At 63.3% G+C, this 12,113-nt stretch carries 11 protein-coding genes and 1 pseudogene; 2 read left to right on the top strand and 10 right to left on the bottom strand.

Going from position 1 to position 12,113, the window contains the following annotated elements:
- Nucleotides 1–18: 18 nt before the first annotated feature.
- A complete protein-coding gene (locus AC1RJY_RS22360) occupies nucleotides 19–1,158 on the top strand; it encodes a bifunctional 2-methylcitrate synthase/citrate synthase (protein ID WP_498603567.1) in 1,140 nt (379 codons plus the stop codon).
- Between the two features lie 73 nt (nucleotides 1,159–1,231).
- Here the strand turns inward: AC1RJY_RS22360 and AC1RJY_RS22355 are convergent, their stop codons facing one another.
- The gene (locus tag AC1RJY_RS22355) at nucleotides 1,232–1,729 is read right to left on the bottom strand and encodes an 8-oxo-dGTP diphosphatase (protein WP_014921334.1); all 498 of its coding nucleotides are present in this window, start codon (nucleotides 1,727–1,729) and stop codon (nucleotides 1,232–1,234) included.
- 56 nt (nucleotides 1,730–1,785) lie between these two features.
- Here AC1RJY_RS22355 and AC1RJY_RS22350 point away from each other — a divergent pair, with 56 nt between their 5' ends.
- Nucleotides 1,786–2,544: a hypothetical protein gene (locus AC1RJY_RS22350; protein WP_014921333.1), complete on the top strand. Its 759-nt coding sequence runs from the start codon at nucleotides 1,786–1,788 to the stop codon at nucleotides 2,542–2,544.
- A gap of 23 nt (nucleotides 2,545–2,567) precedes the next feature.
- Here the strand turns inward: AC1RJY_RS22350 and xerD are convergent, their stop codons facing one another.
- The 9 genes and pseudogenes from xerD to AC1RJY_RS22305 all read right to left on the bottom strand — a co-directional run.
- Nucleotides 2,568–3,527: a site-specific tyrosine recombinase XerD gene (xerD, locus tag AC1RJY_RS22345; protein ID WP_011774365.1), complete on the bottom strand. Its 960-nt coding sequence runs from the start codon at nucleotides 3,525–3,527 to the stop codon at nucleotides 2,568–2,570.
- Nucleotides 3,528–3,529: 2 nt separating this feature from the next.
- Nucleotides 3,530–4,192, bottom strand: a complete 663-nt coding sequence (locus tag AC1RJY_RS22340) for an NUDIX domain-containing protein (protein ID WP_043805979.1) — start codon at nucleotides 4,190–4,192, stop codon at nucleotides 3,530–3,532.
- 27 nt (nucleotides 4,193–4,219) lie between these two features.
- Nucleotides 4,220–5,965, bottom strand: a complete 1,746-nt coding sequence (gene pyrG / locus AC1RJY_RS22335) for a CTP synthase (RefSeq protein ID WP_011774363.1) — start codon at nucleotides 5,963–5,965, stop codon at nucleotides 4,220–4,222.
- Nucleotides 5,966–6,092: 127 nt separating this feature from the next.
- Nucleotides 6,093–7,832 (bottom strand): DNA repair protein RecN, encoded by a 1,740-nt coding sequence (gene recN, locus AC1RJY_RS22330; protein WP_210064229.1) that lies wholly within the window; start codon nucleotides 7,830–7,832, stop codon nucleotides 6,093–6,095.
- Nucleotides 7,833–7,835: 3 nt separating this feature from the next.
- Nucleotides 7,836–8,876: an NAD kinase gene (locus tag AC1RJY_RS22325; protein WP_498603565.1), complete on the bottom strand. Its 1,041-nt coding sequence runs from the start codon at nucleotides 8,874–8,876 to the stop codon at nucleotides 7,836–7,838.
- A 13-nt stretch (nucleotides 8,877–8,889) separates the two neighbouring features.
- A complete protein-coding gene (locus AC1RJY_RS22320) occupies nucleotides 8,890–9,702 on the bottom strand; it encodes a TlyA family RNA methyltransferase (RefSeq protein ID WP_011774360.1) in 813 nt (270 codons plus the stop codon).
- A gap of 3 nt (nucleotides 9,703–9,705) precedes the next feature.
- Nucleotides 9,706–9,966: a hypothetical protein gene (locus tag AC1RJY_RS22315; protein ID WP_498603564.1), complete on the bottom strand. Its 261-nt coding sequence runs from the start codon at nucleotides 9,964–9,966 to the stop codon at nucleotides 9,706–9,708.
- 9 nt (nucleotides 9,967–9,975) lie between these two features.
- The gene (locus AC1RJY_RS22310) at nucleotides 9,976–10,962 is read right to left on the bottom strand and encodes an HAD-IIA family hydrolase (RefSeq protein ID WP_210064231.1); all 987 of its coding nucleotides are present in this window, start codon (nucleotides 10,960–10,962) and stop codon (nucleotides 9,976–9,978) included.
- Nucleotides 10,955–12,113: pseudogene (locus AC1RJY_RS22305) on the bottom strand (hypothetical protein); the annotation flags it as partial. The pseudogene AC1RJY_RS22305 and the gene AC1RJY_RS22310, both read right to left, overlap by 8 nt.

Genomic DNA, 12,113 nt, shown 5'->3' with positions numbered 1-12,113 from the left:
TGAACGAAGGAGAGCAGCATGGTAGCTGTTGACATCAAAAAGGGCCTTGCCGGCGTCGTGGTGGATTACACCGCCGTATCAAAGGTCAACCCGGACACCAACTCGCTGCTGTATCGCGGCTACCCGGTCCAGGAACTGGCCGCCAAATGCAGCTTCGAAGAGGTCGCGTACCTGCTGTGGAACGGCGAACTGCCCACTGACGCAGAGCTTGCGGAATTCACTGCCCGCGAGCGTTCCGGTCGCGCCTTGGACCCCGTGGTCAAGTCCGTTGTGGATACCTTGCCCACCACTGCTCATCCCATGGACGTGTGCCGCACGGCAGCATCCGTGCTCGGTGCCCGGCACGAGTTGGCCGAGGATTCCACCCCCGAGGCGAACATGAAGAAGGCAATCGACCTCTGGGCTGCCATGCCCGCCGTCGTTGCCTACGACCAGCGCCGCCGCCGCGGCCAGGAGCCTGTGGAACCCCGCGAGGACCTGGACTACTCCGCCAACTTCCTCTGGATGACCTTCGGCGAAGAGCAGGTTCCCGAAGTGGTGGAGGCGTTCAACGTCTCCATGATCCTCTACGCCGAGCACTCCTTTAACGCATCAACCTTCACGGCACGTGTGGTCACCTCCACGCTCTCGGACCTGCACTCCGCTGTTACTGCCGCGATCGGCGCTCTCAAGGGTCCTCTGCACGGTGGAGCCAACGAAGCTGTGATGCACACGTTCGACGAGATCGGCATCCGCAGCGAAGAATCCCTCGAGGAAGCCGCCACCCGCGCCCGTGCCTGGATGGAAGACGCCCTGGCACAGAAGAAGAAGGTCATGGGCTTCGGACACCGCGTCTACAAGCACGGCGACTCCCGCGTGCCCACCATGAAAGCCGCCCTGGACAAGATGATCGCCCACTACGGACGGCCCGAACTCCTGGGGCTGTACAACGGCTTGGAACAGGCCATGGAGGAGGCCAAGGCGATCAAGCCCAACCTCGACTACCCTGCCGGCCCCACGTACCACCTCATGGGCTTCGACACCCACACGTTCACCCCACTGTTCGTCGCCAGCCGCATCACCGGCTGGACCGCGCACATCATGGAACAGGTGGCCTCCAACTCACTCATCCGCCCGCTCAGCGAATACAACGGACCCGAAGAACGGCACGTGCCGTAACGCTTCCGGACTAAAGCAGGAAGAACGACGGCGGGCCGGTCACCGAAAGGCGACCGGTCCGCCGTCGCTATTTCTACGACTCGGGGTCCACCCAAGCAACCGTGTGGACGTCAGCCACATTCTCGTTATCTGCCGCCAAGGCCACCGTTACGGCGATGCGCTGGCCGGAAATCATGGCCGGCAGCCAGTGTTCGGCGTCAGCCCACATCCGATTCACGGGAAGCTGTGCCACAGGGAACCACGCAGGGGCAATCTCGTCGCTTTCCGACGGTTCCCCGTCCCACTCGCGGGTCAGGAACACAGTAGTTGCCATGTTCCACTCCGGCCTGGCCGGGAACACAAAGTCCACAGTGCCCGCAGGAATCAGGTCCTTCGCCTGAACCACAACATTGATTTCCTCCATGACCTCACGGCATGCAGCCTCCGAGGCGGTCTCCCCCGCTTCAACATGCCCGCCGACACCCACTACCTTGCCCCTGCCGAAACCCGTCTTCTTGGTCCCGAGCAAAACATGTTCGCCGTCCGCGGCGTCGCGGAGGAGGAAGCACAAGGTCACATGGGCTGCAGTCATGCTGCCTACCTTAACCTGATCTCCCCTGCCACTGCCGCCATTGCTACAGTGAGCCCATGACTGAAGGTGGGGGTGACGCGCGCGCCAATGCGGCCGCCGTCGAAGACGATGCAGAACCGCCGTCGAAGCGAGGTATCGGTGCCGCAGAAATGGTCCCCAATGCTAAGGCTGAACGGGACTCCTGGCTACCCCGTTGGTTGGTGGCGCACCCGCTCTATGCAGGTTGGGCGTGGACTGTGGTGTGGGCAGGGCTGATCGTCTTGGACGAGGTGGTGGACCTTGCCGGATGGACCTGGTACCTGCTTGTCCTCGTAGCGGCGCTGCCCACGCTAATCTCCACGCTGGTGGTGCTGCATGCCACGCCACGAAGCCACCTGCGTGCGGTGGACGCGACAGTCCTGGGCCACTTCTTCGTCCGCTTCCTCGCATTAGTGGCAGCGTTCATGGTCTGGGCAGCGTCGGTGGTGATGAGTGCCTCGATCTCCACCACTGTCCAGTCCGTGATTGGCGATTCCGAAAAGGAAGTCACGGCTCTGGGTTTCAACCTCATGCTGGCCGCAGTTCCGCTGGTGCTCTCCATCCTGTGGATGGCCTTCATTGTGCGCTGTGCATGGTTCCTGCGGCGTTTGCGGGGCTGGCGGCAGATACCGCTGAAGACACGCGTACCGAAGAAGTTCCTGCGCGGGCGCCCAAGGCTCAAGCGTGTAGTAGTGGGGCTCGCGCACCCCGGGCTGTTGCTCGTAGCTGGCTTGGGGACGTCGCTGCTGGCGTTGTTCGTCGACGCCGTGGAGCTGACGCTGAACGTGCTCGAATAGCTCTGGTTATCCGAGCGCTCCGGTTATCCGAGCGCTCTGGGATGCGCGGCTGCGTAGACCTCACGCAAAGTGTCCGCTGTGACCAGGGTATAGACCTGCGTGGTGGTCACGGACGCATGTCCCAGCAACTCCTGGACCACCCTGACATCCGCACCGCCCTCCAGGAGGTGGGTGGCGAAGGAATGGCGCAGCGTGTGCGGCGAGACATCTTTGGTGATGTTGGCCTTCTCGGCCGCCGTCTTGAGGATGGTCCACGCACTCTGCCTGCTGATCCGGCCACCACGGGCGTTGAGGAACAGCGCCGGAGTGCCTTTGCCCTTGGACGCCAGCAGCGGCCTGCCGCGGACAACATAGGCCCCGACGGCGCGGGCACCAAAAGAGCCCAGAGGAACCAGACGTTCCTTGGAACCCTTGCCGAACAGCCTCACGATGGCAGGGTCACCGCCGGTGTCTTCGAGGGAGACGTCATCAACATCCAGTCCCACGGCCTCGCTGATGCGGGCCCCTGTGGAGTAGAGAAATTCAAGCAGTGCGCGGTCACGGAGACCGGTAGCGGTATCCGAGCCGGCAGCTTCCAGGATGCGCGTCACTTCACCAACGCTGATGGCTTTTGGAAGCCGTTTGCCTGGCATAGGCGGGTGGACATCGCTGGCGGGGTCCGCCGTCGTGGTTCCTTCGAGCGCCCAAAACTTGTGGAGTCCACGTACAGCCACCACGGTGCGGGCGGCGGAGCGGACGCCCAAAGCGGCGGCGCCATCGGAGCCGTCGGACAATGCCTGGACGAAGGCTGTCACGTGGTGCCGTGTGATACTTCCGGGCTGTTCCACACCTTGGGCCGCCAGGAAGTTGGAGTATCGGGCGAGGTCCCTACGGTACGCAGACAAAGTGTTTGCCGCCAAGCCGCGTTCCACACCAACGTGCTGGAGATAGTCGGTTATTGCGCGGTCAACGCCGTTGGCGGTTCGAGTGGCGGCCTCGGCCATGCTCAGCGCTGGCTCGGATGAGCCGGCCAAGGCGCATTGGCTGGCCGAAGGCTGGTGAAACCATCGGCCTTCGCGGCAGCGGCGGCAAGGATCCCCAGCACCGCAGAAGGATTGTGCAGCCGGCCTTCCAGCACTGCCTTCACGGCTTCGTCGAGCGGCACCCAGTGAAGTTCAATCTCGGCCTCTTCATCGGTGCGGACGTGGCGTTCCGCCACAGGGACGTCGCTGAGGCCCCGTGCCAGATAGATCCGGACTGCCTCGCTGGAAGAACCCGGCGAGTTGAAGAAGTCCACAAGGACGTTCCAGGTAGCGGCCACCAGGTCGGCTTCCTCTGCCAGCTCCCTGGCCGCGCCCACCACGAAATCCTCGCCTTCGACGTCCAGCAGGCCGGCGGGAATCTCCCACAGATCCATGGCCACGGGATGCCGGTACTGCTTCAGCAGCAGAATCTCACCGTCCACGTTCATGGGCAGCACTGCCACAGCGCCCGGGTGGTCGATGTAATCACGAACCAGGGTGTCCGTGCCGTCGCTGAGTTGGAACGAGTCGCTGACAACGTCCCAAATGCGGCCTTCGTACACCTTGCTGGTAGACAAAAGACGGCGCGGGCTCGGCATGTCCGAAACCTGCCTTGATGTGCGGGGGGTTTCAGAAATACCGGGCATCGCGCCGTCCTTCACTAGTACTTGCGTTTACTTGGCAGCTACCGCGCGGGCACCGGTCTTGGTGGCCACGGGCGCACCTTCGCGACGCTCCAAGGCAGCCTTGACCAAACCTGCGAACAGCGGATGGGGGCGCGTGGGGCGGGAGCTGAGCTCCGGGTGCGCCTGCGTTGCCACGTAGTACGGGTGGACTTCACGGGGAAGCTCCACATACTCCACCAGCTTGCCGTCAGGAGACGTACCGGAGAACACCAGGCCCTCGGCAGCGATCTGGTCACGGTACTTGTTGTTGACCTCGTAGCGGTGGCGGTGGCGTTCGCTGACGGTGGTGGTGCCATAAGTCTCGGCAATGACCGAGCCTTCATCCAGCTTGGCTTCGTAGAGGCCCAGGCGCATGGTGCCGCCAAGGTCTCCCTTGCCTTCCACGATGTCCAGCTGCTCTTCCATGGTGGCGATAACCGGGTACTTCGAATCCGGCTCGAACTCGCTGGAGGAAGCACCTTCAAGGCCAACTACGTTGCGTGCATACTCGATCACCATGCACTGCAGGCCCAAGCAAAGGCCCAGGACCGGGAGCTTGGTTTCACGGGCGAACTTCAACGCGCCAAGCTTGCCTTCGAGGCCGCGGATACCGAAGCCACCGGGAACGCAGATGGCGTCCACGCCGGCCAGGGACTTGGTTGCACCGGCCAGGGTTTCACACTCGTCCGACGGGACCCAGCGGATCTTGACCTTGGCTTCGTTGGCAAAACCGCCGGCGCGAAGTGCCTCGGTGACCGAGAGGTAGGCGTCCGGAAGGTCGATGTACTTGCCCACCAGGGCTACCTCGACCTCGTGCTTGGGGTTGTGCACAGCTTCAAGCAGCTTGTCCCACTTGCTCCAGTCAACGTCCTTGAACGGCAGATCCAGTGCACGGACGATGTAGGAGTCCAGGCCCTGCGAGTGAAGGGTCTTGGGGATGTCGTAGATGCTGGGTGCGTCAGCGGCGTTAACCACGGCGTCGATGTCGACGTCGCACATGCGGCCGATCTTCTCCCGCATGGCATCGGGCACTTCGCGGTCTGAGCGGATCACGATTGCTTCAGGCTGGATACCAATGGAGCGGAGAGCCGCCACGGAGTGCTGGGTGGGCTTGGTCTTCAGTTCCTGGGAAGGACCGATGTACGGGACCAGCGAAACGTGCAGGAAGAAGACGTTGTTCCGGCCCACGTCCTGGCGAACCTGCCGTGCAGACTCCAGGAACGGCTGCGACTCGATGTCGCCAACCGTGCCGCCGATTTCGGTGATGATGACGTCCGGAGCGTTTTTGCCTTCGGCAGGCAGGCGCATGCGGCGCTTGATTTCATCGGTGATGTGGGGAATGACCTGAACGGTGTCCCCGAGGTATTCGCCGCGACGTTCCTTGGCGATAACGGTGGAGTAGATCTGGCCCGTTGTGACGTTGGCCGAACCTTCGAGGTTCTCATCAAGGAAGCGCTCGTAGTGACCAATGTCGAGGTCTGTTTCGGCGCCGTCATCAGTTACGAATACTTCGCCGTGCTGGAAGGGGTTCATCGTGCCCGGATCCACGTTCAGATAAGGATCGAGCTTCTGCATAGTTACAGACAAACCACGTGCCCGCAGCAGGTGACCGAGGCTGGAAGCCGTCAGACCCTTACCGAGCGAGGACGCCACACCACCGGTGACGAAGATGTGTTTGGTCGTCTTGGACGAGCCCGGGAACCGGGAATTTACACGGGAATTTGATCGCTGCACCACGGAATTCGAGCTTATCATCAATTACGCCTTCCAAGCGTCCGTTCGGATTCCCCAAATGGTCAATAGTTGCTCACCACCGCGGTCCAAGCAAGACCCGGGCGGGATTAAGTGCACTGATGTGATTGTGCTCGCACTCCCCGCAGCACTAGGCGCGCTGCGGCAGGAGCTTTGCGTCGTCCAGCAATTCCTGGGCGTGCGCCTGCGCGCTCTCGGAGTCCTCCTGGCCGGCCAGCATGCGGGCAAGCTCCTTGACCCGCTCATCGTCGCTGAGAAGCTGCACGTCGCTGGACGTGAAGCCGGTGGTTGTTTTCCCGTCAGCGCCGCGCACGGAAGTTTTGGTCACGCGGATGTGTTGATCCGCGAAGGCCGCCACCTGCGGCAGGTGCGTCACCACCAGCACCTGGACGTGCCGGGCGAGCATGGCCAGCCTGCGTCCGATTTCGACGGCGGCCCGCCCACCCACGCCGGCGTCCACCTCATCGAACACGAACGTTGGGACGGGATCTACTGCGGCGAGCACTACCTCAATCGCCAACATGACCCTGGACAGTTCACCGCCGGAGGCTCCCTTGCCCAGGGGCCTCGCCGGGGCGCCTGAGTGAGGTTGGAGGAGGAAGGCGATTTCATCAGTGCCCCACGGGCCCAACGCGCCGCTCCCATCCACCTCGATGACCAAGGTGGCGTCAGCCATCGCCAAGGCCTTCAGCTCGGCACTGACCCGGCCTGAGAGGTCCTTCGCCGCCTTGAGCCGGGCCTTGGTGATGGCCGCCGCCAGCTTGCGCAGGGTCGCCTCCGCAGAAGCAACCTCGGCGTCCAAGGACTCGATCCGAGTGGAGTCATCCTGCAACTCATCAAGGCGGGTCCTCGCAGTCGCTGCCCACTCAAGCACTTCATCAATGCTCGGGGCATACTTGCGGATCAGCTTGGCAAGGGAAGCCCGGCGTTCCTCGATTTCGGAGAGCCGCTCAGGGCCTTCGCTGTCCAAGGCCGCCTGGTAACTGGAGAGCTCGGCGGCGATGTCATTAAGGAGGAAGCCGACCTCCGCCAGCCGGGTTGCTGCGGAACGAAGTTCCTCGTCATGCTCAGCCACATGCTCCAGGGTCCGCTTGGCCGCATCCACCATGGTGGTTGCGTCGCCGGCGTCCCCGAATTCCTCGGCGATGAGGGACTCATGGGCCGCAGCCGCCGCCAAACGCAGTTCTTCCACGTTGGCCAGTTTTACAGCCTCGGCTTTGAGTGTCTCGTCTTCACCCGGTTGGGGATCCACCTCGTCAATTTCCTTGAGGGCGGCGTCCAGCGACTCAGCCTCGCGCAAACGCTCGCGGGCTTCGCTGCGCAGCGTCTCCAGTTCGGCCTGGATGGCTTTCCAGTGGTTGAACAGCTCCTGGTACTCCCCCAGAGATTTGGCCAGGGGTGCTCCGGCAAATCTGTCCAAGGCGTGCCGCTGCGCGGTGGCACTCTTGAGCCGGATCTGGTCCGACTGGCCATGGACCACCACCAAACTCTCGCCCAGCTCTGCAAGAACCCCCACAGGTGCCGCGCGCCCGCCAACATAAGCCCGGCTGCGCCCATCGGCACCCACGGTGCGGGCAAGCAGGAGCTCAGCGACGCCGTCGAACTCTTCTGCCTCGCCGCCTGCCTCCTTGGCGCGTTCCACAGCGCTGTGCGCGGGATCGAGCTTAAGAACAGCCTCGGCCGAAGCGGACTTGGCACCGCTTCGCACCGCGCCGGCGTCCGAACGGGCACCGAGAAGAAGCCCGACGGCGGTCACCACCATGGTCTTGCCCGCACCGGTTTCACCGGTGACCACGCTGAGGCCAGGTCCAAGAGGAAGGGCGGCGTCGGTTATGACGCCAAGGTCACGGATTCGGAGTTCTTCGAGCATGTTTCACTTCGCATTCGTGGGGTCTGATGGCTCACCGTGCCCCAGGTCCTGGGACGTCTCGGAGTCCCGGGGGCTGGGCAACGGAGCCGGTGACAAGGTCCGGATGACGGGGATGGGACCGGTATGAACTTCACCGCTCCGAGGGGCCGGGCCGCGCCAACCGTGGATGGGAAGCTGGAACTTGCGGACAAGCCGGGCCGAGAACGGAGTCTTATGGGTCCGTGCGAGCCGCACCGGGGTGGCCGAACGGGTTACTTCAACGCGTGCTCCCGGCGGGAGGTCCACCGAACGCCGCCCATCACACCAAAGAACCCCCAAGGCGTCGGTCCGGTTCATGATTTCAACCGCCAACTTGGAGCGCGGAGACACCACCAAAGGCTTGGCAAAAAGCGCGTGGGCACTAATCGGGACAATGACCAAAGCTTCGACCTCCGGCCACACCACGGGCCCGCCTGAAGAGAAAGCGTAAGCCGTGGAACCCGTGGGCGTTGCGAGGACAACACCATCGCAGCCGAACGACGTCAGAGGACGCTCGTCCACCTCGGTGACAACCTCCAACATGCGTTCGCGGTTGGCCTTCTCAATGGCAGCCTCATTCAAAGCCCACGTGTGCCAAATCTTCTGACCCTTGACCCACACCTGGACATCGATGGTCATGCGTTCTTCCACCGTGTACTGGCGGCTGGCTATCCACTCCACTGTCTGGGCCAGATCGGCGCGTTCACTTTCCGCCAGGAAGCCCACATGCCCCAGGTTCACGCCCAGCAGCGGGACGTCCACCTCGCGCACCAGTTCGGCAGCCCTCAAGATGGTGCCGTCGCCGCCGAGGACCATCACCAGCTCCACCTCCTCAAGATTGACGTGATCGTTGAGGATCTCGATGGGCGTATCAAGGGCGCCGAAGAATCGTTCAATATCTGCAAGTTCGGATTTCTGCAGCACGGGAACCAAGCCTGAGGAATGCAGTTGCGTACAGGCATCCCACGCTGCGCGGAGCGATTCCTCCCGCCCTGTGTGGGCAAGGACAAGTACACGCCTGCTCATCGGGTTCTGCTTTCTAGTGGTTCGGCCAGAGTTTCTTGATCAACGCAGCAACGTCCTCGTCCCGCTCTTCGATCTTAGGCAACGCCGTGGACATCCTGCGCTTCATCCACAGGAAGTATTCAACATTTCCGTCCTGGCCCGGAAGCGGGCTGGGTGCGAGGTCCTGAAGTTCAAGGCCGGCATCCACTGCCGCCCGGGCAACCTGCGCCACGGCCCGGCGTCGTTCATTCTCCGACGACACCACGCCGGTTCGGCTCAGACGCTCCTTGCCCACCTCGAATTGCGGCTTGACCATGAGGACCAAATCACCGCCCGGCTCCGTGCACTGGGCAAGGGGTCCCACAACCAGTGTCAACGAAATGAAGGACAAATCGGCCACAGTCAGTTTCGCTGGACCGCCGATCTCCTCCGGCGTCATATACCGGACGTTGAGGCCCTCGTGGACCTCCACTCTGGGATCCTCCCGAAGGTGCGGCACCAGCTGGCCGTGCCCCACGTCCACCGCCACCACCTGGGCGGCACCTTGCCGGAGCAAAACGTCAGTGAAACCGCCCGTGGAGGCACCGGCGTCGAGACACCGCTTACCGGAAACCACGACGCCGGGAAACACCTTCAGCGCGCCGGCCAGCTTGTGCCCGGCGCGGCTTGCGTAGATGTCCTCCAGATGGGCCTCGACATCCAATTCCGTCCGGGCATCCACTTGATGGGCAGCTTTGACGAGAACGTGGCCGCCCGAGCTGACCTTGCCGTCGCTAATGAGCTTGGCGGCATGGGTACGAGACCTCGCCAGCCCGCGGGTGACGAGTTCCTGATCAAGTCTTGGCATGCGTTAGCTGTCGCTTTCCGGGCGGGGGGTGCTTTGTGGGACCGCCGGGAGCCCTGGTTCGGCATCCAAAGCTTCCAACAAAGCGTCATGGATGCCGGTGTACAGCTCCCCATGGTCCTGTACGGGTGACTCCGCCACGCCGTCCAGCAGGCCGAGGGCCTTGTCCACCAAGGGATCCCCCGTGGGGCTTGCCGTGTCAGGCCACTGAACTGCAGGTCGTTCCGGATCGGGATGTTCCGATTCGGAATGTTGGGGCTCGGTCATCGCACCAGTCTAGTGATTTCGCCACACCAGCTGCGGCGTTTGCGCCACGTCCGTGTCCGGAACAGCTGCCCACCACGCCGCGCATGCCGCCCGCCACGCGTCGAGGTCACCCTCGAGGCCAGTCACCGTGACAATCCCGTCCCCGGCAACTGCAGTGGCTGCGCCGCAACGGAACATACCGGCGTCGCTGACAACCTCCGGATACGGTGCGTACAAGCCCGCCAGGTCTGCCAGGAGGTAGTCCGGACGTTCATCCGTTCGTGCAGCAATGATGGTGTGGGTGGTGTCCACTCCGGTGAGGACGGCCGCCGTCGCAAATCCTGCACGGTTGCCGCCCAGGATGTCGGTGTCCAGACGGTCGCCCACAACCAGCGGACGGTCGGCCTTAAGCCGTTTGGCCGCTGCGTGGAAAAGAGGGGCCTCAGGCTTACCGGCCACCAGCGGCGTCTTTCCCGTGGCGGCCGCCACAGCGGCAACCAGCGTTCCATTCCCGGGGGCCATGCCGCGGGCCTGCGGGATGGACATGTCCGTGTTGGTGGCAAACCACATGGCTCCCCCGGCCACAACATACGACGCCTCCGCGAGATCCTTCCAGCCAATCTCCGGGTTGAACCCCTGGACAACGGCAACCGGGGATTCGGCGGCACTGTGCACGGGTTTCAGGCCCGCCAATTCGATCTCATGGGCCAAAGCCGCACTGCCCGTGATGAGGACATGCGCCCCCGCAGGCAGCATGGAAGCCAGAAGCTCCCCTGCTGCCTGGGAGGAACTGACCACTTGATGGTCCTCAGCCGGCGCGCCAAGCTCACGTAGATGCGCCGCGACCTGGGCCGGGGTGCGGGAGGCATTGTTGGTCACATAACCCAGGCCAACGCCTACGGTTTCGAGACGCTGCAATGACTCCACAGCCCCAGGGATGGCGTGGGGTCCTGCATAGACCACCCCGTCCAGATCTGAAAGGACAGCATCAAACAGTGAGATCAGTGAATCAGTCATGCTGGGAGTCGGAGCCCTCGTTCTCGGTGTCTTCGTCTTTTGCCTCTGCGTCTTCTTCCGCGGAATCGATGTCCGATTCCGCGTCATCCGACTCGAAGTAATCCGATTCGGCATCATCAAGCTCAACGTCATCACGCTCGACGTCAGCAGCTGCCGCCTCAACGATGACCGTCTCCGTCTCAGGCTTCACGACGTCGGCGTCCGGGGCCGGCTTCTCGAAACGCGGCTTACGCGCAGCTGCTTCTTCCTGCTCGTCCCAGCCAAGGTCAAGAATCTCGGGCTCCGCAAAATCGCCCACACCCAAAGCGTTCTCAGCAACCAGCGCCTGGCGGGCCCACTTGTCCGCTTCCTCGGTTCGACCCACCGCGCTCAAAGCCTCAGCGTATGCACGGAACAGACGCGGGCTGTACGAGAATGCCCGGTTGATGTCCAGTTGCGGGATCTCAAGCTCGCTGACAGCAGCATCCAACTGGTTGAGATCGGCACGAGCACCCGAGGCCACGATCGCAAGCTCAACCTTGCCCGGAGCGTCAAGATCCTGGGCTTCGGGAGAGCGGACCATGTCCAACGCGCGATCAGGGCGGCCAAGGCCACGCTCGCAGTCAGCCATCACCGGCAAATGCACGTTGGAGCCACTGATGCGGCGGTACGTGCGGAATTCACGCAGAGCCTCACCATAGTGACCGGCAGCGTAAGCAGTCAGGCCAACCGCTTCACGCACGGCCGAGAGTCGACCGCCGCGGCGGCTTGCAGCAAGGGCGTGCTGGAAGGCGAGCTCGGGCTCGATGTCGATCAAGCGTCCGGCCATGACCAAGTGCTTTGCGACCCACCCCGCGCTCTGCTCCTCGAGGGTCTTGATCTGGTGGCCCGTGGCGCGGTCGAGTTCCTTGCCCGTGACGTCTTCGTCAATTTCAGGAGAACGCTCGCGGTCGGGACGGTTGGCGCTGCGGATGTCCTTGGCGTTCGGCACCCTGGCCGGACGTTCTTCCCACGAGCCGCCACGCTCGGGGCGGTCGCCGCCGAAGGAACGACGTTCGCCGCCACGCTCGGGGCGGTCGCCGAAAGGCTTGCGGTCACGGTCGCCGAAAGGCTTGCGGTCACGGTCGTTGTTGAAGGGGCGACGCTCACCATCGCGTGCCGGACGATCCCCA

The sequence above is a fragment of the Arthrobacter sp. GW822-FHT05G07 genome (assembly GCF_058799755.1).
Note: the sequence above shows the minus strand (reverse complement) of the source record. Positions and strands in the feature narration are given on the sequence as shown.